We start from the raw sequence: 24,443 nt of genomic DNA, 5'->3' as shown, positions 1-24,443 counted from the left end.
TAGATGTCAGTTTTTGAAAAGTTGGTTTCCCTTTATCAGCAATTGGTGATTCAGCGCCCCAAGTTGGCGTTGTCGCTGGTGGCGGTAACGGTGTTGGCGTTTGCGGCTGGATTGCCCAATTTTCGCCTCGATGCATCGGCAGACTCGCTGACTCTGGAGACGGATACCGATCTGGATTACTTCCGCGAGGTCAATAAGCGCTACCAGAGTGGCGATTTTCTGGTTATCACCTTTAAGCCTCATGATGAGCTGTTTTCCGATGATTCCATCGAGTTGATGCAGGCGTTGGTGGCGGATTTGTCGCAGGTCGACGGTGTGACCTCGACATTGTCGATGCTCGATGCCCCGCTGCTCTACAGCCCCAAGGTTTCCCTGACCGAAATTACCGAGCCCCGCACCCTGTTGACTGAGGGGGTGGACTGGCAGGACGCCAAGAGCGAGTTCCTTGAGAGCCCCATTTACGAAGAGATGATTCTGGGGCCCGATGGCCAGACCACCGCCATTATGCTCAATCTGCGAGTCGACGAAGACTACATTCGCATGGTGCGCCACCGCGACAGCCTGCGCGCCAAGCGCAACCAACACGGCTTGACTGCGGCGGAACAGCAGGAGCTGGACCGGGTTTCGAAAGAATTTCTCGATTATCGCACCGCGTTATCAGACCGCGATCATCTGCGGGTGGAAGAGGTGCGCCGCATTGTTGCCAGCTACCGCGATCGAGCGGAGCTGTTTGTGGGCGGTGCCACCATGATCACCTCCGATATGTTGAGTTTTATCGAGCACGACCTGAAGGTATTTGGCATTGCCATTCTGGTCTTTATGGTGGCGATCATGGCGTTGATCTTCCGCCAGAAGCGGTTTGTGGTGTTACCTTTGCTGACCTGTTTCAGTGCCGTGATTATCATGCTTGGCGGGCTGGCCTGGGTTGATTGGCGACTGACGGTCATTTCATCAAACTTTGTGTCGCTGTTGTTGATTATTTCCCTAGCGATCACCATTCATTTGGTGGTGCGCTATCGCGAGTATCACGCCGCCACCCCGGATGCACCCCAGTCGGAATTGGTGATGAATACGGTGCGGTTTATGGCGCGCCCGTGTCTCTACACCACCTTGACCACCATGGTGGCTTTTATTTCGCTGGTGGTGAGTGATATCCGCCCGGTGATCGATTTCGGTTGGATGATGAGTATGGGGCTGGCACTGGCGCTGGTTCTGGCCTTTATCATTATTCCTGCGGGCTTGATGGTGCTGCCCAAAGGCGAGCCAAAAGACAAGGGCGATAATTCCCACGTCTTCACCCTGAAATTTGCCTGGTTTATTGAGAAACACCATGCTCTGGTGTTGTGGTTGAGTCTGTTGGCTGCGCTGGTGAGCGCCTATGGCATCAGCAAGCTGGAAGTGGAAAACCGGTTTATTGATTACTTTCACAGCTCCACGGAAATTTATCAGGGCATGGAAACCATCGATAAAAATCTTGGTGGCACCATTACTCTGGACATCACACTGGATGCGCAGGAGCTGTCCGACGGGTTTGATTATGCCGCCGAAGGTGTGGCTGATGAGGACGACCCGTTCGGTGAAGCGGATCCGTTTGATGAGCCCGATCCGTTTGCCGAAGCGGATCCATTCGGTGAGGCCGACCCCTTCTCGGAACAGAACCCGGAAGCCAAAGCCAAAGACTCTGTGTGGTTTACTGTGTCCGGCTTGGAGCAGGTCAAGCGCATTCACGATTATCTGGATACCTTGCCTGAAGTGGGCAAGGTGCAGTCGCTGGCGACGGCCTACAAGGTGGGTAATGACGTCAATGGCGCGCGGCTGAATAACTTTGAGCTGGCGTTGATGAAGAAGAGCCTGCCGCCTGAGATCAATGATGTGCTGGTAGCGCCCTATCTGTCGGAGGAGTACAACCAGACCCGAATCACCATGCGTGTCAAAGAAACGGATCCGGATCTGAAGCGAATGGAGTTGCTACAGCGTATCCATCACCAGATCGTCAACGAGCTGGGGTTTGCCGAGGAGCAGGTGAAGCTGTCAGGTTTGCTGGTGCTTTACAACAACATGCTGCAGAGTCTGTTTACCTCGCAGATTGTGACCCTGGGTGCGGTGTTTCTGGGTATTCTGCTGATGTTTATGGTGTTGTTCCGCTCACTATCCCTGTCGCTGGTGGCGATTGTGCCCAACCTGCTGGCGGCTGCCGTAGTGCTCGGTGGCATGGGCCTGTTCGGGGTGCCGCTGGATATGATGACCATTACCATTGCCGCGATTACCGTTGGTATCGGGGTTGATGATACGATTCACTATATTCATCGCTTCAAGAAAGAGTTTGTCATCGATCACGATTACGTCGAGGCGATGCACCGCTCCCACGCGTCCATTGGTCGCGCCATGTTTTACACCTCGGTGATTATTGTGGTGGGCTTCTCGATTCTGGCGCTGTCGAATTTTATCCCGTCCATCTATTTCGGTTTGTTGACGGGGCTGGCCATGGTGGCGGCGATTCTGGGTGCTTTGACCCTGTTGCCGCGGTTGATTTTGTTGTTCAAGCCGCTGGGGCCGGGAAAGGTTCCCGAAGAGCTGCAACACGTATAACGATGTAAATGAATGTAAGTAAAAGCTGTTTGATATGAATGTAAAAGAGTATATGGCCCGATTGGGCGAGCAGGCGCGCAAGGCCTCGCGAGTGATTGCCATGGCTTCAACCGGGCAAAAGAACAAGGCGCTGGCAGCCATTGCCGATGCCATGGACGCCTCCCGTGACAAGCTGCTGGCAGCCAATAAAATTGATCTGGAAAACGGTCGTGCCAAGGGGCTGGATGCGGCGCTGCTGGACCGTCTTGATATCAATGACGATCGCATCGATGCCATGATCGAAGGTTTGCATCAGGTGGCGGCGTTGCCCGATCCCTGTGGCGCCATCAGTGACATGAACAGTCGCCCCAGTGGTATTCGCGTCGGCAAGATGCGTGTGCCTCTGGGTGTTGTGGGTATCATCTACGAATCCCGCCCCAATGTGACCATTGATGCGGCCAGTCTGTGTCTGAAATCCGGCAATGCCACGATTCTGCGAGGCGGCAGTGAGGCCTTGCATTCCAATCAGGCCATTGCCGAGTGCATCAAGCAGGGGTTGGAGACCGCTGGTTTGCCGCAAGCGGTGGTACAGGTGGTGGAAACCAGCGATCGCGAGGCGGTGGGTGAGCTGATTCGCATGCCCCAGTTTGTCGATGTCATTGTTCCCCGTGGTGGTAAAAGCCTGATTGAGCGTATCAGTCGCGAGGCGGAAGTGGCCGTGATCAAGCACCTTGATGGCATCTGCCATGTCTATATTGATGACCGAGCCGATAAGGACAAGGCGTTTGCCATTGCCCTGAACGCCAAAACCCATCGCTATGGGGTCTGCAATGCCATGGAGACCCTGCTGGTGCACGGGGGAGTGGCCGCCGATATCCTGCCGCGTTTGGCTGAGGCCTATGGCGAGAAAGGCGTTGAGCTGCGTGGGTGTGAGCGCACCCGTCAGTTTATCGAGGCGTTGCCCGCCACTGAAGAAGATTGGTCTACCGAGTATCTGGCGCCCGTGCTGTCGATTCGGGTTGTGGATGATATGGAAATGGCCATTGAACACATCGATCGCTACAGCTCGGGTCATACCGAAGCCATTGTGACGGAAGATTACAGCCGCGCACGGGCGTTTCTGACGCGGGTGGATTCCAGCTCCGTGGTGGTCAATGCTTCCACCCGTTTTGCCGATGGCTTTGAGTACGGATTGGGTGCCGAGATCGGTATCTCCACTGACAAAATTCATGCCCGTGGCCCCGTTGGGTTGGAAGGGCTTACCTCGCAGAAGTATGTCGTCTTGGGCGATGGCCAGATTCGGGAATAAGCCCCGATGAGCCAGTCTTTCCAGGGCGTCATTCGCGGCGTTTACGGTTACTTTGGCGGCACCTTCGACCCCATTCACAATGGCCATCTGCGGATGGCCATTGAGTTGCAGGAAACCCTTGGTTTCGATCAGTTTGCGCTGGTGCCCTGTCATCAGCCTCCTCATCGGCAAGCCCACAGTGATGATCGCGTCAGGGCGCAGATGGTGTCTTTGGCGTTGGAGCAGTGCCCCGGCCTGCAGCTTGATCCCCGCGAGCTGGAGCGCGATAGCCTGTCCTACAGCATCGACACCTTGCAACAGTTGCGCGACGAGCTGGGTGATGCTGCCTCAATCAGCTGGTGTGTGGGCATGGATTCCCTGGTCAATATCGGCAGTTGGCATCGCTGGCGGGAGTTGCTGGATTATGCCCATTTGGTGGTGGTGGCGCGTCCGGGATGGCAGTTGCCACAGAGCGGAGAGGTGGCTGACTGGTTGCAGCAGCATCGGGCCGATACCGACGTGTTACATCGCCGGCCTTGTGGTGCGGTGGTGATTCAGCCGTTAAGTCTGCTGCAAATATCCGCAACCGATATTCGACAGAGAGTTGCGAGCGGAAATAGCGTACAATTCCTGCTGCCGGAACCGGTGCGGCAATTTATTGAACAAAACGGGCTCTACCGCAGGGCTCCTGGAGAAAGCGAAAACCCATGTCTACCGAAGTAAGCCGTTTGGCTGTTGAAGCTCTGGAAGATCTGAAAGGCAATGACATCGTCAGCCTTGATGTAACCGAACTGTCCGACGTGATGGATACCCTGGTGATTGCCAGTGGTACCTCCAATCGTCACGTCAAATCACTGGCCTCCAACGTGGTCGAGGAACTCAAGGACAAGGGTGAGCGACCGATCGGGGTAGAGGGTATGGACAGTGGCGAGTGGGTGCTGGTGGACTTTGGCGATACCGTTGTCCATGTGATGATGCCCTCCACCCGTGATTTTTACGACCTTGAAAAGCTCTGGAGCACCGAGCCCAGTACCCGCTCCGGCGACAGTTAATCCCTATCCGAACAGGTTGGTAGTCCATGCGATTTAAAATTATTGCCGTGGGCACCAAAATGCCCGGCTGGGTCACCGAGGGCTGGAACGACTATGGCAAGCGTTTGCCTCGTGATTTTCAGATCGATCTGGTGGAACTGCCCCTGGGGCCAAGAGGCAAGAATCAATCGGTTGAGCGCGCCATCGCCAAAGAGAGTGAGCAGATTTTGGCGGCAATTCCCAAGGGGGATCGGGTGATTGCCCTGGAGGTAACCGGCAAGCCCTGGAGCACCGAGCGACTGGCGGCCAATCTGGCTGACTGGTCAATGGATGGCGGCAATTTTACCCTGATGATTGGCGGCCCGGACGGCCTTTCCCGCGACTGTTTGCAGCGGGCTGACCACAAGTGGTCGTTGTCGGCGCTGACCTTGCCGCACCCGCTGGTGCGAATTGTGTTGATTGAACAGTTGTATCGGGCCTGGTCGATACTCAATAATCATCCCTACCACAAATAATAAAAACGCTCGTGACAGCGTCCCAGTATCTGAACTGAATGTCTGAACTGCATCACATTAAGGATCACCACACCGAAGCCCGGATTTTTACCCGTCGGCTGATTTTTGCTGCGTTGGTGATTGTGCTGCTGTTGTCGGTGTTGCTGGTGCGCTTCTACAATTTGCAAATCGTCAATCACGACGAGTATGTAACCCAGTCGGATCGCAATCGGGTACAGGTTCAACCCATCCCCCCCACCCGGGGTTTGATTTACGATCGCCACGGCCAGCTGCTGGCCAATAATCGCCCCAGTTACACGCTCAACATTGTTAAAGAACAGGTTGATGATCTGGATCAGGCGTTGCTGGTGCTGCAAACCCTGATCAATTTTCGCGACGGTGAAATCGAAAAATTCAACAAGCGCCTCAAGCAGCGACGCCGCCCGTTTGAGCCGGTGCCTTTACGCTTCCGCTTGACCGAAGAGGAAATTGCCCGCGTTGCCGTAAATGAATACCGGTTGCCGGGGGTCAAGGTAGATGCCGAATTGGTGCGAGATTACCCGACCGGGGAATTGTTAGCTCACAGCGTGGGGTATGTGGGGCGCATTAACGACCGCGAGCTGGAGCGTTTCGATGAGGAAACCTATCGCCGCTACAGTGGCACCTACACCATTGGCAAGATCGGTCTGGAAAAACAGTATGAAGCCGAGTTGCTGGGGGAGGTGGGTTATCAGTACGTTGAGACCAACGCCCGGGGCCGGGTGCTGCGAGTGCTGGAGCGCATCGATCCGGTGCCGGGTGCCAATCTGCGTCTCTATCTGGACAGTCAGGTGCAACAGATGGCGCATCAGAGTCTGGGTGAAAATCGCGGCTCAGTGGTTGCCATTGAAGTGGCCACCGGAGGTGTATTGGCCATGGCCAGTACCCCGAGCTTTAACCCCAATCTGTTTGTGACCGGCATCAGTTACAAGGATTACAAAGCGCTGAACGAATCTCTCGATTTGCCTCTCTACAATCGCTCGATTCAGGGACAGTACCCGCCGGGATCGACCTTAAAGCCGATGCTGGGACTTGGGGCGCTGCACCACAATGTAGTTGACTACCGCTACTCCGTGCCGGATCCCGGTTACTACCAGTTGGAGGGTGACGAGCGGCTGTATCGGGACTGGAAAAGGGGCGGTCACGGTAGCCGCATCAATCTGCGACAGGCCATTACCCAGTCCTGTGATATCTATTACTACGATATGGCGTTCCGGATGGGGATTGATCGGATGCACGAATTTGGCGTGCATTTTGGTCTGGGACAGAAGGTGGGTATCGATATTCCCAGCGAGCGAAAAGGCCTGTGGCCTTCGCGTCAGTGGAAGCGTGAGTCGCGGCGCCTGCCCTGGTTTCCCGGGGACAGTTTGAATGTTGGGTTGGGTCAGGGCTATGTTTTGGCGACACCATTACAGCTGGCGGTAATGACGGCCACCATGGCACGCAAAGGCGAGTTTATTGCTCCGAAAATGGTGTACAAGGTTGGTGATCAGGTGCTGAGCGCCAAGCGCAGGGCTCATGAAGCGCAGGTTAACCCGTCGCACTGGGAACATGTGCACAGTGCCATGGTGAATGTCGTTCACGGCCTCAAGGGCACGGCTCAGGGGGTGCGACGCGGCATGAATTATCGGATGGCCGGTAAAACGGGTACGGCTCAGGTGGTGGGTATTGCTCAGGAGGAGGAATACGATTCCGAGAAACTGCTTGAGCGTCAGCGTGATCATGCTTTGTTTGTCGCCTATGCGCCTGCCGCTGATCCACAGATTGCGGTGGCGGTGATTGTAGAAAATGGCGAGTCAGGGTCATCTTCTGCCGCTCCCGTTGCCCGTAAAGTAATTGACGCCTACATGGCCTCTGTGGCCTCGGCTGAGGAGAGAGCAAGTGAGCAGTAGCGCAGACTTTAGAAGGCAAATGCCGGAGGCCAGTCGCGATTTGCGCCAGCCTGTCAGTCTGTCCCAGCGCTGGCACATTGATCTGCCGTTGCTGGTGCTGTTGTTGTTGCTCGGTGGCTTTGGTTTGTTGGTGCTCTACAGCGCCAGCGGCCAGAACATTTACTATATGAAGCGCCAGATCATGTTCTTTATTCTGGCCTTTGGCGTGATGTTTACCGTGGCGCAGTTTCGTCTCAAAACCATGGAATCCTGGGCGGTCTGGTTTTACGGTGGCGGCGTATTTTTGCTGATCATGGTGCTGTTCTTTGGTGTCGGGGCCAAGGGCGCGCAGCGTTGGTTGAGTCTTGGCGGTTTCCGCTTTCAGCCTTCAGAGATTCTCAAGTTGGCGGTTCCATTGATGGTGACCACTTACTTGTCAGCCAGGATTTTGCCGCCGAGATTCAAGCACGTGTTCTGGACCCTGACCCTGATCGGCGTCCCGACCCTGCTGATTATGAGGCAGCCGGATTTGGGTACCTCGCTGCTGATTGCCTCGTCCGGCTTGCTGGTACTGTTTTTTGCAGGGCTGTCCTGGAAATATATTTTTTCGGCGGTGGGGCTGGTGGTGGCCAGTGCCTGGCCAATGTGGCAGTTCGGTTTGCACGATTACCAGCGGCAACGGATTTTGACGTTGCTGAATCCCGAGGAGGACAAACTGGGTGCCGGCTGGAATATTATCCAGTCCAAGACTGCCATTGGCTCTGGCGGTTTTGATGGCAAGGGTTGGCTCAATGGTACCCAGTCACAGCTCAACTTTCTGCCGGAAAGCCACACGGATTTTATCATTGCGGTTCTGGCCGAGGAGTTCGGGTTGCGGGGGGTGCTGTTATTGATGACCCTGTATATTCTGATTTTGGGACGTGGTCTATGGATTGCGGGCAACGCCCAGACTACATTTGGGCGATTGCTGGCTGGCAGCATTACTTTCACCTTTTTTATCTATATTTTCGTAAATATTGGTATGGTGACAGGATTGTTGCCGGTGGTGGGGGTGCCTCTGCCACTGGTCAGCCATGGGGGAACGTCCATTGTCACCTTGATGATGGGGTTTGGTATCTTGATGGCGGTCAGTACGGAACGTCGCAGAGTAACGATCTGATTGCGTTTATTGGTTTTAGTTGTTCAAGGAGTCAGGTGACGTCGCGCTAGTGGCCACCTTGGGGGAAGTTATGAAGTACGGGGTATCTGTTGATTGGTTGCGTGGTTTGAGTGCGGCCATGGTGTTATTGCTGCCAGTGGTGGCAGCGGCGGAAAGTTATGGTGACAGACCCGAAATAAAAACCTTTATCGATGACATGGTGGTGCGCCATCAGTTTGATCGGCAGCAACTGCAGCAGCAGTTTGATCAGGTGCAAAAGAAGCAGCGCATTATTGATGCCATGTCCCGTCCGGCCGAAAAGACCAAAAACTGGGGCGAATACCAGGACATTTTTATCAAGCCGCAACGCATTCGTAAGGGCGTGAAATTCTGGCAGGAAAACAGCGAGGCACTCGCCGCGGCTGAAAAACAGTTTGGCGTGCCGGCGGAAATGATCGTCGCCATTATCGGTGTTGAGACCAACTACGGCGGCAATAAGGGCAGTTGGCGAGTAATGGATGCGCTGGCGACACTGGCGTTTGATTATCCGGATCAGGATAACAAAAAATATGTGGAGCGCCGCAAAACCTTTTTTACCAAAGAGCTGGAGCACTTCCTGTTACTGGCGCGTGAGCAGCAGCGAGACCCTCTGACATTGAAGGGCTCCTACGCTGGTGCTATGGGTTATGGCCAGTTTATGCCGTCGAGTTATCGTCGCTACGCCACCGATTTTGATGGCGATGGCTTTACCGATATCTGGGAGAATAAGCGCGATGCCATTGGCAGTGTGGCCAACTATTTTCTGGAGCACGGTTGGCGTGCGGGCGAACCGGTTACCAGCCGCAATCGGGTTGCCAAGGGTTACGACAAGTCGGTGTTGAATCTGTCTCGCAGCAAGCGCAAGGCCGCCGGTTTGACCGTGGCAGATCTCGCTGAAAAAGGTTACACCCCGGTACAGCAAGTGGAGTCCACGTTGCTGGCCGGCGCGATCAAGCTTCAGGGTAAAAAGGGCGCTGAGTTCTGGATGGGATTCAATAATTTTTATGTGATTACCCGCTATAACACCAGTATCAAATACGCTATGGCGGTGCATCAGCTCAGTCAGCAAATTGCCGCAGCCAAGGCGGCGGCAGAAGTCTGAGCAGGTCAGGGTGCAGATTATGAGCGTGCGATTCGGATTTTGGACTCTGCTGGCGGTGGTACTGACTGGCTGTGTGGGTGGCGGTGACATCAAAGACAGTGGCCCGACTAGGCCGGTGGATATGTCCCATGTCCCCGATGCGGTTCCTCGTGCTGAAGTCAGAACCAAAGCCGGCAATAAGTCGCCCTACACGGTGCTTGGCAAAACCTACACGGTATTGCCATCGTCGCAAGGCTATAACGAAGTGGGTGGCGCCTCCTGGTACGGCAAAAAATTTCATGGCCGGCGTACCTCCAATGGGGAGGTTTACGACATGTACGGAATGACAGCGGCCCACAAAAGCTTGCCGATTCCCTCCTATGTGCGGGTGACCAATCTGGCGAACGGCCGTCAGGTGGTCGTGCGCGTCAATGACCGTGGTCCCTTTCATGGTGGCCGTATTATTGATCTGACCTATGCGGCGGCTTCCAAGCTGGGGTTTGCCCAGCAGGGTACCGCACAGGTTCGGGTAGAAACCGTGGGGCCGGGTGATCAGCCACCACAATCAGTTGCGGTCAGCCCGGAACCAATACAGAGACCCACCGTCAAACTGTCACCGCCAGAAAGCGGCAAGCCGGTTAACACCCAACCCGTTTATCGATTGCCGGCCAATACCTATCTGCAGGCAGGGGCGTTTTCCAGTCGTCAGGGGGCGGAGTCGGTGCAGCAGCGTATTAGTCAGCTGACTTCGGTACCGGTCACCGTCACCGAGACGGTCAGCGATAGCCTGTTTCGGGTGCGATTGGGCCCGGTTACCGACAATCAGGTGATTATCCGGTTGCGTCAGTTGCTGGCAGAAAATCAATTGCCCGTGCCTCATGTTGTTTACGAATAACGATATGAACAAATAAACGGACCAGAGTGCTCTGACAGTCGCGACTCATGGTTCACCCATGGTGCGGTCACTGGTAAACTGGCGTCCTTATTGATGTACCCCAACTTATTGGTTTAACAGTGAATTCAATGCAAACAATCTTTTCTCGCGTTTTCCTTGTGGCTTTGACGTGGTTTGTCGCTGTTTCGGCGCAAGCATCTCAGGTTATTATTCCTGCTCCGCCGCAGCTGGCATCTACCGCTTATCTGTTGCTCGATGCCGATACCGGTAAAGTACTGGTAGAGAATAACGCCGATCAGCAGCTACCTCCGGCCAGTCTCACCAAGATGATGACGGCCTATATCGTCTTCTCGGAGATTTCCCGTGGCAATTTGCAGGAAGATGATCTGGTGGATGTCAGTGTCAAAGCTTGGCGTATGGGTGGCTCCAAGATGTTTATCCGTGAGGGCACCCGAGTTGCGGTTAAGGACCTACTGAGAGGCATGATCATTCAGTCGGGCAACGATGCCAGTGTGGCCTTGGCCGAGCATGTGGCGGGCAGTGAAGATGCGTTTGTGGATGTTATGAATCAGCAGGCTGCACTGTTGGGCATGAACGATACCCTGTACCACAATGCCACGGGCTGGCCAGCGGAAGGGCATGTAACCTCCGCTCGCGATCTGTCGTTGTTGGCTCAGGCATTGATCAACGATCACCCCAGCTTTTACAAGCTCTATTCGGAAAAGTATTTCAAATACAACGGCATCAATCAGCCTAACCGCAACAAATTGTTGTTCCGTGACAAGAGTGTCGACGGCATCAAAACCGGCCACACCGATGAGGCGGGTTTCTGTCTGGTGTCTTCTGCCAAGAAAAACGGCATGCGTTTGATTGCCGTGGTCATGGGCACCCGTTCTGAAGCGGCCCGGGCGGCGGAATCGCAAAAACTGCTCACCTATGGTTTCCGTTTCTATCAGACTCGCACGGTCTACGCCGGAGGGGAAGAGCTGGACAGTTCCCGGGTCTGGGCTGGCCAAACCAATCAGGTGAGTCTGGGTATAGAAAACGATCTGCTGCTGACCATCCCCCGCGGCGCGGAGAAACAGCTGCAGGCTTCCATGCTGGTGGATGAAGTGATTAAGGCGCCGGTACCGGTTGGCAAGGTGCTGGGTGAACTTGAGATTCGCCTGGGCGAGGAAGTGGTCGCGAAACAGCCTCTGGTGGCGTTGAATGCGGTAGAGCAGGCGGGTTTCTTTGCCCGCCTGTGGGATGCCATCAAGTTGTTCTTTTCGCAGATGTTTGCCGGCTAAAGGTGGGTTATAGCGATGTCAAACAATTCAAATACCAGTGCTCCGGGTCAGCCGGAACCCCCCAAAATTGAATTTCCCTGCCCCGATTACCCAATCAAGGTAATGGGGGAGGCGGGCGATGAGTATTATCAATTCGTCATCGATGTGATGCAGCGCCACGCACCGGGTTTCGATCCGGCCAAGGTGGGGATTAAAGAGAGCCGTAATGGCAGCTTTCAATCCATCACTTTTTTTATCACGGCAACCGGGGTCGATCAGCTGGAAGCGCTGCACAACGAGCTGCGTGCCAACAGCAAAACCAAGATGGTGCTTTGAGATGACCGAACCCCAAGGCTCGGTTGAAGTTCGAAATCTGGGTTTACAGCCCTATGAACCCGTATGGCGTGCCATGGCCGACTATACGGACCAGCGCGATCAGGACAGTCCTGATCAGTTCTGGGTCGTTCAGCACCCCCGGGTGTTTACTCAGGGGCAAGCGGGTAAAGCCGAACATGTGCTGATGCCGGGCGATATACCTGTGGTGCAGGTGGATCGTGGAGGTCAGGTGACCTATCACGGCCCGGGACAGTTGGTGCTCTACCCTTTGATTGATCTGCGGCGTTTGGGTATCGGTGTGCGGGATCTGATCACCGCCACCGAAAATGCCATCGTCGCCTGTCTGGCGGAACTCGGCATCAGCGCCTTCCCCAAGCCCGATGCGCCCGGCGTCTATGTCGATGGCGATAAAGTGGCTTCTTTGGGATTCCGGATTCGTAAAGGCAAGAGTTTTCACGGCCTGAGTATCAATGTGGACATGGATCTGGAGCCGTTTCAGCGCATTAATCCCTGTGGTTATCAAAGCCTGAAAATGGTGCGGACAGCGGATCTCAGTGAGGATCCCAGAGCCGTTGCCGTTGACGCCGTGCAAGAGATTCTGGTGCCAGAGCTGGCACGCGAACTGGGTATTAGCGGCATCGAAGAGGTGTCGAATCCGGCCGATGTGCTGGCCCCCTATCTGTAAATGATGTGAGTAATGAGTATGACCACGGATTCCGAATTTGAGCCGGTAAAACGCACCCGTCGCATCAAGCAGGGTGAAAAGTTGCGCGATGCCGACAAGGTTGAGCGGATTCCTGTCAAGGTCATTCAAACCGACCAGTTGCAGCGCAAGCCCGACTGGATTCGAGTGCGAGTTCCGGCTTCACCCGAAGTGGATCGCATTAAAAAGTTGCTGCGGAAAAATGGTCTGGCAACTGTGTGCGAAGAGGCCTCCTGTCCCAATCTGGGGGAGTGCTTCAGTGGTGGTACGGCCACCTTTATGATCATGGGTGAGATCTGTACCCGCCGCTGTCCTTTCTGCGATGTCGGCCATGGTAAGCCGCTGCCGCTGGATGTTGAAGAGCCCGCCAATCTGGCTCGTGCCATTGCCGATATGCGTCTCAAGTACGTGGTGATCACCTCGGTTGATCGCGATGATCTGCGTGATGGCGGTGCCCAGCACTTTGCCGATTGCATTCGCGAAGCCCGAGCCCTGTCACCGAATCTGGAAGTGGAAATTCTCACCCCGGATTTTCGCGGGCGCATGGATGTTGCTTTGGATATTCTGGAAAACGAGGCGCCCAATGTGTTTAACCACAATCTGGAAACGGTGCCGCGGCTGTATCGCCAGTCCCGCCCCGGGGCCAATTACAAGTGGTCACTGAAACTGCTGCAGGAATACAAAAAGCGCCGCCCCGATGTGTTGACCAAGTCCGGCCTGATGGTTGGCTTGGGTGAGACCAAAGAGGAAATCTTCGAGGTGCTGCGGGATATGCGAGAGCACGACATCGACATGCTGACCATTGGTCAGTATCTGCAGCCCTCTCGCGATCATCTGCCGGTTGAGCGTTATGTACACCCGGATGAATTTGAGGAATACACCCAGCTCGCCAATGAGCTGGGGTTTGTCCACGCGGCCTGTGGACCGCTGGTGAGATCGTCTTACCACGCAGACAAACAGGCACACGGTGAGACGGTCAAGTAACCGGACGTTATTACTGTGTTGAGGGCCGGTCAGGCCGGCCCCGTGGGCTTAGGACTGCAGACCCAGTGTCGATAGCGTGCGCTGGCGAATGCTGGCGGTGAGCTCAGCGTCCGTTGCCAGATCTTCGCCGTACGAGGGAATGATCTGCTTTAGTTTGTCTTTCCAGTCGCCATTTTCCAAACGATCTTTAAAGCAGTGCTCCACCACTCTGATCATGGTTTGAGTGGCCGTAGAGGCGCCTGGTGAGGCGCCCAGCAAGGCCGCCAGAGTACCATCCTGACTGGCGACAATTTCGGTGCCGAATTCCAGTTTGCCCTTGCCTTTCTCGTCTTTCTTGATGATTTGAACCCGCTTGCCGGCGCGGGCCAGTTGCCAGTCCTCGTCTTTGGCGCCCGGGTAGTATTCGCGCAGGGCTTTCATGCGCGACTTGTTTGATTGCATGGCCTCGCTGATCAGGTATTTGGTCAGCCCCATGTTTTTGGCGCCCACCTGCAACATGGGTTTGAGGTTGTTGCGCTTGATGGACTTGGGCATGTCCATTTTCGATCCCTCTTTTAGGAACTTGGTGGTAAAGCCAGCGAAAGGACCAAATAAGAGCGCCTTCTTGCCATCGATAACGCGGGTATCCAAATGTGGGACCGACATCGGAGGCGCTCCGATAGCCGCTTTACCGTAGACCTTGGCCAGATGTTGGGTGACCACTTGTTGTTTGTTGCAGACCAGCCATTGCCCGGCAACCGGAAAGCCGGCGTAGCCTTTGCCTTCCGGGATGCGTGATTTCTGCAGCAGTGGGAAGGCGCCGCCGCCGGCACCCAGAAACACAAAACGCGAGCGGATCGGGCGGGTTCTGCCGGTGTTCTGATCTTTTAGCAGCAGGGTCCAGCCACCGGGAGCGGCTTTGAGATTGACTACGGCGTGGTTGAGAATCAGATCGAAGCTGCCCCGGCGTTGCAGATTGCCCACCAGCTGGCGAGCGAGGGCGCCAAAGTTGACGTCCGAGCCGTGCTCCACCTTGGTGGCAGCCACGGCTTCATCGGATTGGCGGTTCTCCATGACCAGTGGCATCCACTTGGCAATGGTGTCGGGGTCGTCACTGAATTGCATGCCCTTGAACAGGTGGTGCTGGCTCATCAGCTCGTAGCGTTTGCGCAAAAACTCGACATTTTCACGCCCCCAGACAAAGCTCTTGTGGGGGGTGCGATTGATAAAAGATTTGCTGTCGGCAATCACGCCCTGCTCGACCAGATGGGACCAGAATTGCAGGCTGACTTCAAACGCCTTGTTGATGCCGATGGCCTTGCTGATATCGATATTGCCCTGCTTGTCTTCCGGGGTGTAATTCAACTCGCAGTAGGCTGCGTGTCCGGTGCCGGCATTGTTCCAGCCATTGGTACTCTCATTGGCGACACTGTCGAGTTTTTCGACCATGGCGATGGAAAGGTCGGGGTCAAGTTCTTTTAGTAACATGGCCAGTGTGGAGCTCATGGCTCCGGACCCGACCAATAGCACATCAACGGTTTGAGTTGCCATAAAATTGCTCTCTGTTTGTCTAAAACGCTCAAAAAGTGCGTTTCAGGGCTTAAAAATAATTGGGGGCGCGATTCTACTGGTCTGATGAACGGGGGCAATGGTTTATTTGTCTATTGGTCGTCAGCAAACTCGAATATGTCGCAAAATGTCGATACAGGGGCTGTTTTTGGGGTAGTCTGAGTTATTTTCTGGACGATTTGAGGTGTGTTTTGGCTGTTGGAGAGGGGGCTGGATCGAGTGTTTTGGCGTCGCTGCGCCTGCTGGATCTGCGTTGTTGCCGGGAGCGGTTGGCGACAATAGCCAGCTGGCATCAACTGGAGTGGCAGCAGCAGGATCTGTCCGAGCGCACCCGCCAGTTAACCACTCATCTGGAGACTGAGGCCATTCCCACCACGCTGGTTGCCTTGAGCGGTGATTGTGCCGTAGGCTCTGTAAGCTTGGTCCGATATCAGCGGCTGGGAGGTTATCCTGCCAGTGTCTGGCTGGCCAATATGTACGTTGTGCCGGAGCTGCGTCTCAAGGGAGTCGGTTCCAGACTGGTTGCGGGTGCAGAGGCGGAGGCCGCTCGACAGGGCGTCGAAAAACTCTTTCTCTATACTCACGATCAGGAAAATTATTATAAAAAACTGGGGTGGCATAGCTTGCGACAGCATCGATTGGCTGGTCGGCCTGCCACAATCATGACGCGCACACTGGATGAGGCGCGTAATCAAAAGGCGTGTGGTTAAACGCCTTCTGCATGGACGTCTTTTGGGATTGCCCTGAGGATTGGCACGCATGAATGCATTGCAGAATAGGCTGAGTCGCGAAAGCAGCCCCTATTTGCAATTACACCGCAAACAACAGGTGGCCTGGCAAACCTGGTCGCCTGAGACTCTTGAGCTTGCCCGAAAACAGGGTAAACCTATCCTTCTGTCCATTGGCTACTCAACCTGCCATTGGTGTCAGACCATGTCGCGTGAAAGCTTCGAAGATGAAGTGCTGGCGCAACAGATGAACGATAACTTTATCAATATTAAAGTGGATCGCGAGGAGCGTCCCGACCTCGATCAGATTTACCAGTTGGCGCACCAGATGTTGAATGGCCGATCCGGTGGTTGGCCTCTGCATGCATTTCTGTGTCCGGAAACACAGCTGCCTTTTTTTGTCGGCACCTATTACCCCCGGCACAGTCAGGGTGAGCAGCTGGGGTTTGCCGATTTACTGCCGCGCTTGCTTAACTACTTTCACAATAAAAAAGACGACTTTGCCAAGCTGGTTAATCAGGTTGAAGAAAGTTTCAATCACATGGCCAGACCGCTACCTGCCCCAGATGATGATGGTCATCATTCTTTTTGGGCGGACGCTCTCGAGCGACTTATGTTGCAAAAGGATGAGATCAACGGTGGTTTTGGTTCTCAGCCTAAGTTTGTGATGCCGGTTAATCTGCAGTTTCTGTTGTCCTCTGTGGCCCGTCAGAAGGCTTCAGAAGAAGACAGTTATCATTTGCACTTTACCCTTAAAGCCATGGCTGAACGGGGGATCAATGATCGCATTGGTGGTGGCTTCTTTCGCTATTGCAGTGATGCAGCCTGGAGTGTGCCGCATTTTGAAAAGATGCTCTACGACAATGCCTTGCTGATGGATGTGTTTGCCAACGCCTGGGAAATAAATCGCAACCCACTGTATAAAAGTGCGTTGTTTGGTATCCAGCGCTGGATGCGCCAGTTTATGTTGTCCGAGTACGGGGCTTTTTTTAGCGCTCTGGATGCCGATTCAGGTGATCGCGAGGGAGGCTTCTATCTTTCTTCCAGAGAAGAGATCAAACATCATCTGACCGGTGATGAATTCGAGTTGTTTCAGTTGATGTTCGGTTTGCAGGGAGAATCGCCGTTTGAAGGCGGTTGGCACTTTGCTCAGCAGATGGATCTGGCGGCGGCTCGTAAATTGATGCTGACCCGTGACAGTGCTCTGGATTTATATCGCAGTGGTCGGGAAAAAATTGAAGCCATGCGCGCCGAGAAAAGCTGGCCGCGCATCGATCATAAAATCCTGACCGGCTGGAATGCCATGGCGATCAAAGGTTTTGCCATTCTCGCTAGGGTATCTGGTGATAAAAAAAATCTGGTACTGGCGCAGCAAACAGCAAACTTTATTCGCAAGAATCTGTGGATGAATCAGCGCTTGTTTGGCAGCTGGCAAAAAGGGCAGGCCAAGGGGCACGCTTTTCTCGATGACTACGTGTACCTGATGGATGCGCTGCTGGAGCTGTTGCAAGTGCAGTGGCGGGATGAAGACTTTCAGTTTTTGAATGCCTTGGCAGAATCGCTGCTGTCGCGTTTTGAAGATGAAGAGCACGGCGGCTTTTTTTATACGCCCCATGATCATGAGTCGTTGATTTATCGCAGCAAGCCGTTTGCCGATACCATTATGCCCGCCCCCAACGCTGTGGCCGCCAAAGTTTTTCTGCGGTTGTCTGTGCTGGCAGCCGAGCCCCGCTATCAGGAGGTGGCTCACAATACGCTGCTGGCGGGGTACCGGGCCATGCAGCAGTTGCCTGAAAATCATCTGACCCTGGTTCAGGCCTGGGAGGAATATCTCAAGCCGCTGCCGCAGGTATTGCTGGTAGACGGTGGCGATATGATGAATTGGCAGGAGGATATCCGCTCGCACTTTTCCAGCCGGGTACTGAGTTTCCGGATTCCTTTCTGGACGGAGGTGCAGCCACCCTGCATCCTGGGGGTGGAAGCCGGTGATGCAGTAGTGTGCTTTGGCGATCAGCATGTGGCCACCCTCAAATCTCGTATTGGTGTTGTTACGGAGCTTTCGAGACTGGTTGGGGCTGGCGGTTAACGGCTATTTCTGGTTTTGTGAGAGCTGGTTTAAATCCAATAATTTCTGTGGGTGATCCGTGAACACGCCGTCTACCCCCAGTTCGCTCATATGGCACAGGTCGTCTATTTCATTAACGGTATAAACCCACACCTGAAGACCCCGGTTATGGGCGTCGTCCACCAGATCGCGATTGATGAAATTGACATTGGGGTGGAAGGAGTAAGCTTCCAGTTCGTCGCAACACTGGGCATAGTGTAACGGGATACCTTCAACCAGAACGCCCCGCTTTACCTGTGGCAGGCGCTGTTTAAAATCAAACAACTGATGCTGGTCAAAGCTGGAAATAACGTAGTTGTCGAAGCTGGCGCCGGTGTCGCGAACGAACGCTTCGAGTAGCTCGGCAACCGGTTCACTGCAGCCCGGGCCTTTTAATTCGATGTTCAGGGTGGCCTTGTTACCGACCAGTTGCAGGATGTCATGCAGACTGGCTATTTTGTTGCCGCAGGCCATTTCCAGATTGCGCAGATACTCAGGGTGATGATCGATCAGTCGACCCTGGCCGGGCAGAGTGCGCCCCAGTCTCCGATCATGGGTAATCAGCAGTTCACCACCAATTTGCCAGGTGTCTATTTCAATCGCATCAACCGGCAATGTCAGGCATTGTTGCAGGGCCGCCAGTGTGTTCTCTGTGTGGTTGCCAACGCCACCGCGATGGGCAATACAGTACAGAGGCTTGGGTAAAATGATTGAATCCATAATTACCGTTCCATAATCCGCTTCAGCAGTCTGCTGGCGGAACCCAGATAGCTGCCGCCAAACAGGTTGGCGTGATTCAGTAGATGGTACAACTGATAGATATCCCTTCGCTGTTGGTATTGTGCCGGGATGGGCTTGGTGTCGTGATAGCCCCGATAAAATTCGTCCGGGAAGCGACCGAATAATTCGGTCATGGCCAGATCCGTTTCGCTGTCGCCAATATAGCAGGCGGGATCAAAGATTACCGGTTGATGATTACAAAAACCGATATTGCCCGACCATAAATCTCCGTGAACCAGAGAGGGAGGTGGTTGATGTGTTTCGAGCTGACGGGCGATTGCATCGATACATTGCTGCCGTTGTCTGTCGCTGTGCTGTTGCAATAATTCTAATTGCCGGCCAATTCTTTGCTCGGCAAAAAACTTTGCCCAGTTATCTGCCCAGCTATTGTTTTGCAACGTCGTACCGCAATAGCTGTCCTGATGCCAGCCGTAGTTTGTCCCGGCCGGGGCCAGATGCATAGTGGCGAGCTGTTGCCCGGCCACCCTCCAGTCGCCGTGGTGCTCAATGTTCAGTGCTGCCAGTAATAAGTAAGCTTGCTCTTGGTGTTGTCCCCAGCTGATGGCGTTGCAGGTGGCAATGGTTGCTGATTCTGCAATGGCATTGAGGCCGTTCTTTTCGGCGACGAACATGGGCAATTGATCGCAGCGGTTCACTTTTAAAAAGTACTGGCCAGTGGTTGTGTCAATTCGATAGCTCTGGTTGATGTCGCCGCCCTGAACGTTCTGGATGCGAATCTGGTCGGATTGTTTTGACAAGGGGCTTGGTAATCCCTGACTGATATGCTCAAACAGGTCGCTAATGGATTTGGTTTGGTCTGTTGAGAGCATTTATACTAGCCGCCGTTTTTTAAACAGTTTAGAGAGCTATGCCCCCGTGTAAAAAGGGGATTGATAAAGTCGGAGATAAATAAAATGAGCGATATAGAGCAGTTATTTGCCAACAATAAGGCATGGGCCGATGGCATTAAAGCGGAAAATCCGGATTTCTTTGCCCGTCTGGCCGAGGGGCAAAGCCCCGAATATCTGTGGATTGGGTGCTCGGACAGTCGCATGCCAGCCAACCAGCTGGTGGGGATGGATCCTGGTTCCATCTTCGTGCACCGCAACATCGCCAATGTGGTACCGCCCTCGGATATCAATTGCCTGTCGGTAATTCAGTATGCTGTTGAAGCGCTGAAGGTGAAGCACATCATGGTTGTTGGTCACTATGGTTGTGGTGGTGTTTGTGCTTCCATGGAAGATCAGAATCTGGGTTTGATTGATAACTGGCTGAATCATATTCGCACTGTGCAGAGTCGTCATGAGCAAGAGTTGAATGCCTGTGCCACACTGGAGCAGAAGCAGGATCTGATGTGCGAGCTCAACGTCAAGGCCCAGGTCGAACATGTCTGTCAGACCAATACGGTGCGAGAGGCCTGGGCTCGTGGTCAGGAGTTGACTGTTCACGGCTGGATTTACCGCCTGAAAGATGGTGTAGTAAATGATCTGGATGTTTCCGTCAGTGGAAATTAATACGATCCCTGTTTAATTGAGGTTTTTCTATGCGTTTGATTCTCGCGTTGCTGTTGCCCTGGTTGCAGTTCTTTACCATTGGTCGTCCCTTTGCCGGTATTATTTGTCTTATCCTGCAACTGACATTGGTGGGTTGGCTCCCCGCAGCAATCTGGTCGGTGTATGCACTGAGTCAGTACAAAACGGATAAAAAAATTGAGGATGCGCTGGGCGACAAATAGTTACCATGATGTGTGCTTGCCCTGCCGATGGTGGCAGGGTGTCGCAGTTCAAATTTCTGAATACCTCTGCGCCTTGCGTGGAACTCCCCTCGGCAAATCAAGTCTTAAATCACTCTAATAATAGTTTGCTGGAATCCTTGCTATGAAGCAGCTCTTTGGTGGCATTGCTGGTCACTATCAATCGTCTGTCGAAAAAATCACCGTGGCCGATGGCTTGGCTCCGTTGTTCTTGCGTCTCTATCTCGGCCCTATTTTTATCTATGCCGGCTGGAAAAAGCTGACCGGTATCGAAAACACCATTGCCTGGTTTGGTAATCCGGATTGGGGGCTGGGATTGCCCATGCCCGAGTTGCTGGCATGGCTGGCGACCCTCACCGAGTTGGGAGGGGGTATTGCCCTGCTGTTGGGATTGGGGGTGAGGTTGTTTGCCATTCCGCTGATGGTGACCATGCTGGTGGCGGCTGTTACTGCCCACTGGCAAAACGGTTGGCAGGCGGTGGCCGACCCCGGTTGGCTGTTTGCCAATGAACGGGTGATTGAGTCTGCAGAGCGGCTGGCTGTTGCCAAGGAAATTTTGCGTGAACATGGCAATTACAGCTGGCTTACAGAGCATGGCAATTTTGTGGTGCTCAATAATGGCATCGAGTTCTCCATGACCTATTTCATAATGTGTCTGGTATTACTGTTTACCGGGGGAGGCCGTTTTGTCAGCCTCGATTACTTCGTATCCCGCTATTTCTCTCCTGCAGCCTTAAAAGTCACCGGGAGCTGATTGAAATCTGTGCGATTGGTTGAACAGATATCACCCAGAGCCTGCTTTGGGTGATATACTGCCGGCCTTTTAGTCTGAGTACAGGTCATTCCCTTGTTAGGTAACCTATTTCGTAAGCGCTCTGCGGAGCAGCCCAAAGCCGATGCCACCAAGCCTGCTGATAAGCGCAGTGGCGGCAAGAAAGCCAATCACGGCAAAGACGCCGCCAAGAAAAGCGGCGGCAAGTCACAGCATTCTCATGGCGGTAAGCGCCGCAATCAGCGTCGTCGCAAGTCTGAGGTCAGCAACAAGCCGGCATGGAGTCTGGATCAATTCAAGGTGCCAGAGGTTGAAGGCAAGAGCCGTTTTCACGATCTGGATTTGCCGCTGGAATTGATGCACGCCATCGCGGATCTGGGTTTTGAATACTGCTCGCCGATTCAGGCGCAATCACTGCCGCACACCCTGAATGGTCACGATATGGTGGGTAAGGCCCAGACTGGTACCGGCAAGACGGCGGCGTTTCTGGTGTCCATTATTGACGATCTTATTCGCCATCCACTGCAAGAAGAGCGCTATGCCGGTGAGGCGCGTGCTCTGATCATTGCACCGACCCGTGAGCTGGTGATTCAGATTGCTGACGACGCCAAGGCCTTGACCAAACACACCGATTTACAGGTGCATACTCTGGTTGGTGGCATGGATTACGGTAAGCAACAGCGTCGGTTGCAGGATTCTCTGGTAGATATTCTGGTGGCTACGCCGGGGCGTTTGCTGGACTTTTGTGGCAACCGCGACGTTTATTTGGATCAGGTTGAAGTGCTGGTTATCGACGAAGCCGATCGCATGTTGGACATGGGCTTTATCCCTCAGGTGCGTCGCATTATTCGCCAGACGCCGAAGAAATCCCATCGCCAGACTTTGTTGTTTTCCGCCACCTTTACCGATGATGTATTGAATCTGGCCGAACAGTGGACCGATAATCCGGCCCGAATTGAAATTGAGCCTGAAAGCGTCGCTACAGATCGGGTGTCACAGCATATCTATTTGTCGGCTACCGATGAAAAGTACACCCTGCTTTACAATATTCTGCAGCAGGATGATGTCGAAAGCCTGATCGTGTTCGCCAATCGCCGGGATGAATGTCGTCGACTTCATGAAAAGCTCGAGCGTCACGGCTTTAAGGTGGGTATTCTCTCCGGTGAAATTGCCCAGAATAAGCGGGTTAAAACCCTCGAGGGCTTCAAGGATGGCAGTCTCAAAGTTCTGGTGGCTACCGATGTGGCGGGGCGTGGTATCCATATTGATGGTATCAGTCATGTGGTCAACTTTACTCTGCCTGAAGAGCCTGAAGATTACGTTCACCGCATTGGCCGCACCGGTCGTGCTGGCAAGACCGGCACTTCCATCAGTTTTGCCTGTGAAGATGACGCCTTCAGACTGATGCCGATTCAGGAATTGCTCGGTCAGGATTTGAAGTGCGAGCAACCTCCTGAGCAATTATTGGTTGATACTCCGCCGCTGGGGCCAAGAAAGCCCGGCAGTGACAGTGACCGCTCAGGTGGTCAGGGGCGCTCCGGTGGCGGTCGCGGCAGGGGTGGTCCTCGTCGCGATGGCCAGAGAAGAGGTCCGCGTCGTTAATTTGATGTGGACTAATAAAGTCTAAAATAAAGCCTAGAAAGAGCCGGGATTGCCCGGCTTTTTTGTGTCTTTAGCTTGGGCTGGGGAGTGGCTTTGGCTACACTTGGTAAATTGAGTGCCAGCCTGTGAAAAGTTTATGGAAAAGATAAAAAAAATATTGGTCGTCGAAGACAGCCCCATAGTCAGTAAAATTGTTCGCCACGTGTTAAAGGGCAATAAGTCCGTCGAGGCTTACTACGCAGCCGATTTTGCTCAGAGCCGCAAACTCTACGAGGAGCACAAGAATGAACTGTTTGCTGCGTTGGTGGATCTCAATCTGCCCGATGCCCCGGACGGTGAAGTAGTGGACTATATGCTTGAACAGAAGGTCCCCACGATTGTGTTAACCGGCAGTTACGATGATCAGCGACGCGAAAAGCTGTTATCGAAAGGGATCGTTGATTACGTTATCAAAGAGGGGCGCTATTCCTACGATTACGCGGTGAATCTGGTTGGGCGTCTGTCCAAGAATCAGGATGTCAAAGTATTGGTGGTGGATGACTCTGATACGTCGCGCAATCACATTTGTGAGCTACTCAAGCGTCATTTGTATCAGGTAGTCTCAGCCAATAACGGCATTGAGGCGATTAAGGTGTTGCTGGAAAATCCCGACATCAAATTGCTGATCACCGATTACAATATGCCGGTGATGGATGGTTTTGAGATGGTGCAGAACATCCGTCATAAATACGAGAAATCGGATCTGGTGATTATCGGTCTTTCCGGTGAAGGGCAGAGCAATCTTTCCGCCAAGTTTATTAAGAACGGTGCCAATGATTTTTTGCAGAAGCCGTTTTGTCAGGAAGAATTTTATTGCCGGGTTACGTCCAATGTGGAATCGCTGGAGCTGATCGCCCAGATTCGTGACGCCGCCCATCGCGATCATCTGACCGGCCTGTTTAATCGACGCTATTTCTTTGAGCAGGGCGAGCAAATCTACAGTCATGCGCAGTCGGCGGCGACGCCTTTGTCGGCGGTGGTGCTGGATATTGATTACTTCAAGAGCATCAATGACACCCACGGTCATGAGGCCGGCGATCTGGTGTTAAAGCAATTCGCCGAAATTCTGGATGAAGCACTGGGCCGTTTTCTGGTGGCCCGCACGGGCGGCGAAGAATTTTTTGCGCTGTTGCCAGGGCTTGATTGCGATAAGGCGAGCGCTTACATCGATAAAGTTCGCTCCATTGTGGCGAGCACGCCCATGGATATTGGCGAGTCAGAGCCGGTGTATGTGTCTTTCAGTGCCGGTGTCACTGCACACTTGAGCACCACGTTGGATGATCAACTGAATATTGCCGATGAGCACCTCTACCGGGCCAAAGATGCCGGTCGCAATCTGGTGATTGGCGACGATGCCGGCGCCTAAGCCGGCTGTGATTTGT

At 53.8% G+C, this 24,443-nt stretch carries 22 protein-coding genes and 1 pseudogene; 20 read left to right on the top strand and 3 right to left on the bottom strand.

Going from position 1 to position 24,443, the window contains the following annotated elements:
* Positions 1-3: 3 nt before the first annotated feature.
* From ACPXV9_RS13635 to lipA, 13 genes are all read left to right on the top strand, one after another.
* Positions 4-2,589 (top strand): efflux RND transporter permease subunit, encoded by a 2,586-nt coding sequence (locus ACPXV9_RS13635; RefSeq protein WP_423898109.1) that lies wholly within the window; start codon positions 4-6, stop codon positions 2,587-2,589.
* A gap of 34 nt (positions 2,590-2,623) precedes the next feature.
* On the top strand, positions 2,624-3,877 hold the full coding sequence (locus tag ACPXV9_RS13630; protein ID WP_423898107.1) for a glutamate-5-semialdehyde dehydrogenase: 1,254 nt from the start codon (positions 2,624-2,626) through the stop codon (positions 3,875-3,877).
* Positions 3,878-3,883: 6 nt separating this feature from the next.
* Complete coding sequence (nadD, locus tag ACPXV9_RS13625; RefSeq protein ID WP_423898105.1) at positions 3,884-4,579, top strand: nicotinate-nucleotide adenylyltransferase; 696 nt, start codon at positions 3,884-3,886, stop codon at positions 4,577-4,579.
* Positions 4,564-4,908: a ribosome silencing factor gene (rsfS, locus tag ACPXV9_RS13620; protein WP_423898102.1), complete on the top strand. Its 345-nt coding sequence runs from the start codon at positions 4,564-4,566 to the stop codon at positions 4,906-4,908. Before nadD ends, rsfS begins: the two co-directional genes overlap by 16 nt.
* Before the next feature lie 26 nt (positions 4,909-4,934).
* Positions 4,935-5,402: a 23S rRNA (pseudouridine(1915)-N(3))-methyltransferase RlmH gene (gene rlmH, locus ACPXV9_RS13615; RefSeq protein WP_423898099.1), complete on the top strand. Its 468-nt coding sequence runs from the start codon at positions 4,935-4,937 to the stop codon at positions 5,400-5,402.
* A gap of 38 nt (positions 5,403-5,440) precedes the next feature.
* A complete protein-coding gene (gene mrdA, locus ACPXV9_RS13610) occupies positions 5,441-7,312 on the top strand; it encodes a penicillin-binding protein 2 (protein WP_423898097.1) in 1,872 nt (623 codons plus the stop codon).
* Positions 7,313-7,331: 19 nt separating this feature from the next.
* The gene (gene rodA / locus ACPXV9_RS13605) at positions 7,332-8,450 is read left to right on the top strand and encodes a rod shape-determining protein RodA (protein ID WP_423898341.1); all 1,119 of its coding nucleotides are present in this window, start codon (positions 7,332-7,334) and stop codon (positions 8,448-8,450) included.
* A 70-nt stretch (positions 8,451-8,520) separates the two neighbouring features.
* Positions 8,521-9,570 (top strand): lytic murein transglycosylase B, encoded by a 1,050-nt coding sequence (gene mltB, locus ACPXV9_RS13600; protein ID WP_423898095.1) that lies wholly within the window; start codon positions 8,521-8,523, stop codon positions 9,568-9,570.
* A 19-nt stretch (positions 9,571-9,589) separates the two neighbouring features.
* Complete coding sequence (locus tag ACPXV9_RS13595; protein ID WP_423898092.1) at positions 9,590-10,444, top strand: septal ring lytic transglycosylase RlpA family protein; 855 nt, start codon at positions 9,590-9,592, stop codon at positions 10,442-10,444.
* 128 nt (positions 10,445-10,572) lie between these two features.
* Positions 10,573-11,733, top strand: coding sequence for a D-alanyl-D-alanine carboxypeptidase family protein (locus ACPXV9_RS13590; RefSeq protein ID WP_423898091.1), 1,161 nt, complete (start codon positions 10,573-10,575; stop codon positions 11,731-11,733).
* Between the two features lie 15 nt (positions 11,734-11,748).
* A complete protein-coding gene (locus ACPXV9_RS13585; RefSeq protein ID WP_423898088.1) occupies positions 11,749-12,048 on the top strand; it encodes a YbeD family protein in 300 nt (99 codons plus the stop codon).
* A gap of 1 nt (position 12,049) precedes the next feature.
* Positions 12,050-12,733 carry a lipoyl(octanoyl) transferase LipB gene (gene lipB, locus ACPXV9_RS13580; protein WP_423898085.1) on the top strand — a complete coding sequence of 228 codons (684 nt, stop codon included), beginning with the start codon at positions 12,050-12,052 and terminating at the stop codon, positions 12,731-12,733.
* Between the two features lie 18 nt (positions 12,734-12,751).
* Positions 12,752-13,735 carry a lipoyl synthase gene (gene lipA, locus ACPXV9_RS13575; RefSeq protein ID WP_423898083.1) on the top strand — a complete coding sequence of 328 codons (984 nt, stop codon included), beginning with the start codon at positions 12,752-12,754 and terminating at the stop codon, positions 13,733-13,735.
* A gap of 48 nt (positions 13,736-13,783) precedes the next feature.
* Here the strand turns inward: lipA and mqo are convergent.
* A pseudogene (mqo, locus tag ACPXV9_RS13570) lies at positions 13,784-15,268 on the bottom strand (malate dehydrogenase (quinone)); the annotation flags it as partial.
* 239 nt (positions 15,269-15,507) lie between these two features.
* Here mqo and ACPXV9_RS13565 point away from each other — a divergent pair.
* Positions 15,508-15,993: a GNAT family N-acetyltransferase gene (locus ACPXV9_RS13565; protein WP_423898082.1), complete on the top strand. Its 486-nt coding sequence runs from the start codon at positions 15,508-15,510 to the stop codon at positions 15,991-15,993.
* A gap of 49 nt (positions 15,994-16,042) precedes the next feature.
* Entirely contained in the window at positions 16,043-18,097 is a 2,055-nt protein-coding gene (locus tag ACPXV9_RS13560) for a thioredoxin domain-containing protein (RefSeq protein WP_423898079.1), read from the top strand.
* Positions 18,098-18,100: 3 nt separating this feature from the next.
* Here the strand turns inward: ACPXV9_RS13560 and ACPXV9_RS13555 are convergent, their stop codons facing one another.
* Together ACPXV9_RS13555 and ACPXV9_RS13550 are read right to left on the bottom strand one after the other, a co-directional pair.
* The gene (locus tag ACPXV9_RS13555) at positions 18,101-18,835 is read right to left on the bottom strand and encodes a glycerophosphodiester phosphodiesterase (RefSeq protein ID WP_423898076.1); all 735 of its coding nucleotides are present in this window, start codon (positions 18,833-18,835) and stop codon (positions 18,101-18,103) included.
* Positions 18,836-18,837: 2 nt separating this feature from the next.
* Entirely contained in the window at positions 18,838-19,725 is an 888-nt protein-coding gene (locus tag ACPXV9_RS13550; protein WP_423898074.1) for a fructosamine kinase family protein, read from the bottom strand.
* A gap of 84 nt (positions 19,726-19,809) precedes the next feature.
* Between ACPXV9_RS13550 and can the strand changes: the two genes are divergently transcribed.
* The 5 genes from can to ACPXV9_RS13525 all read left to right on the top strand — a co-directional run bounded on the left by can (position 19,810) and on the right by ACPXV9_RS13525 (position 24,427).
* The gene (gene can / locus ACPXV9_RS13545; RefSeq protein WP_423898071.1) at positions 19,810-20,409 is read left to right on the top strand and encodes a carbonate dehydratase; all 600 of its coding nucleotides are present in this window, start codon (positions 19,810-19,812) and stop codon (positions 20,407-20,409) included.
* A 29-nt stretch (positions 20,410-20,438) separates the two neighbouring features.
* Entirely contained in the window at positions 20,439-20,630 is a 192-nt protein-coding gene (locus tag ACPXV9_RS13540) for a YqaE/Pmp3 family membrane protein (protein ID WP_423898069.1), read from the top strand.
* Between the two features lie 142 nt (positions 20,631-20,772).
* Positions 20,773-21,402, top strand: a complete 630-nt coding sequence (locus tag ACPXV9_RS13535; RefSeq protein WP_423898067.1) for a DoxX family protein — start codon at positions 20,773-20,775, stop codon at positions 21,400-21,402.
* Between the two features lie 93 nt (positions 21,403-21,495).
* A complete protein-coding gene (gene rhlB / locus ACPXV9_RS13530; protein ID WP_423898064.1) occupies positions 21,496-23,022 on the top strand; it encodes an ATP-dependent RNA helicase RhlB in 1,527 nt (508 codons plus the stop codon).
* A gap of 136 nt (positions 23,023-23,158) precedes the next feature.
* Positions 23,159-24,427: a diguanylate cyclase gene (locus tag ACPXV9_RS13525; RefSeq protein ID WP_423898062.1), complete on the top strand. Its 1,269-nt coding sequence runs from the start codon at positions 23,159-23,161 to the stop codon at positions 24,425-24,427.
* Positions 24,428-24,443: the final 16 nt, after the last annotated feature.

Source organism: Candidatus Pelagadaptatus aseana (genome assembly GCF_040362265.1).
GTDB lineage: Bacteria > Pseudomonadota > Gammaproteobacteria > Pseudomonadales > Cellvibrionaceae > Pelagadaptatus > Pelagadaptatus aseana.
Note: the sequence above shows the minus strand (reverse complement) of the source record. Positions and strands in the feature narration are given on the sequence as shown.

Excerpts from the sequence above, each read along its gene's own strand:
- mrdA (WP_423898097.1), top strand. The coding sequence starts at position 5,441 with ATGTCTGAACTGCATCACATTAAGGATCACCACACCGAAGCCCGGATT.
- nadD (WP_423898105.1), top strand. The coding sequence starts at position 3,884 with ATGAGCCAGTCTTTCCAGGGCGTCATTCGCGGCGTTTACGGTTACTTT.
- mltB (WP_423898095.1), top strand. The coding sequence starts at position 8,521 with ATGAAGTACGGGGTATCTGTTGATTGGTTGCGTGGTTTGAGTGCGGCC.
- ACPXV9_RS13525 (WP_423898062.1), top strand. The coding sequence starts at position 23,159 with ATGGAAAAGATAAAAAAAATATTGGTCGTCGAAGACAGCCCCATAGTC.
- lipB (WP_423898085.1), top strand. The coding sequence starts at position 12,050 with ATGACCGAACCCCAAGGCTCGGTTGAAGTTCGAAATCTGGGTTTACAG.
- rsfS (WP_423898102.1), top strand. The coding sequence starts at position 4,564 with ATGTCTACCGAAGTAAGCCGTTTGGCTGTTGAAGCTCTGGAAGATCTG.
- ACPXV9_RS13550 (WP_423898074.1), bottom strand. The coding sequence starts at position 19,725 with ATGCTCTCAACAGACCAAACCAAATCCATTAGCGACCTGTTTGAGCAT.
- ACPXV9_RS13535 (WP_423898067.1), top strand. The coding sequence starts at position 20,773 with ATGAAGCAGCTCTTTGGTGGCATTGCTGGTCACTATCAATCGTCTGTC.
- ACPXV9_RS13560 (WP_423898079.1), top strand. The coding sequence starts at position 16,043 with ATGAATGCATTGCAGAATAGGCTGAGTCGCGAAAGCAGCCCCTATTTG.
- rodA (WP_423898341.1), top strand. The coding sequence starts at position 7,332 with ATGCCGGAGGCCAGTCGCGATTTGCGCCAGCCTGTCAGTCTGTCCCAG.
- ACPXV9_RS13635 (WP_423898109.1), top strand. The coding sequence starts at position 4 with ATGTCAGTTTTTGAAAAGTTGGTTTCCCTTTATCAGCAATTGGTGATT.
- ACPXV9_RS13540 (WP_423898069.1), top strand. The coding sequence starts at position 20,439 with ATGCGTTTGATTCTCGCGTTGCTGTTGCCCTGGTTGCAGTTCTTTACC.
- ACPXV9_RS13555 (WP_423898076.1), bottom strand. The coding sequence starts at position 18,835 with ATGGATTCAATCATTTTACCCAAGCCTCTGTACTGTATTGCCCATCGC.
- rlmH (WP_423898099.1), top strand. The coding sequence starts at position 4,935 with ATGCGATTTAAAATTATTGCCGTGGGCACCAAAATGCCCGGCTGGGTC.
- can (WP_423898071.1), top strand. The coding sequence starts at position 19,810 with ATGAGCGATATAGAGCAGTTATTTGCCAACAATAAGGCATGGGCCGAT.
- lipA (WP_423898083.1), top strand. The coding sequence starts at position 12,752 with ATGACCACGGATTCCGAATTTGAGCCGGTAAAACGCACCCGTCGCATC.
- ACPXV9_RS13630 (WP_423898107.1), top strand. The coding sequence starts at position 2,624 with ATGAATGTAAAAGAGTATATGGCCCGATTGGGCGAGCAGGCGCGCAAG.
- ACPXV9_RS13590 (WP_423898091.1), top strand. The coding sequence starts at position 10,573 with ATGCAAACAATCTTTTCTCGCGTTTTCCTTGTGGCTTTGACGTGGTTT.
- ACPXV9_RS13595 (WP_423898092.1), top strand. The coding sequence starts at position 9,590 with ATGAGCGTGCGATTCGGATTTTGGACTCTGCTGGCGGTGGTACTGACT.
- ACPXV9_RS13585 (WP_423898088.1), top strand. The coding sequence starts at position 11,749 with ATGTCAAACAATTCAAATACCAGTGCTCCGGGTCAGCCGGAACCCCCC.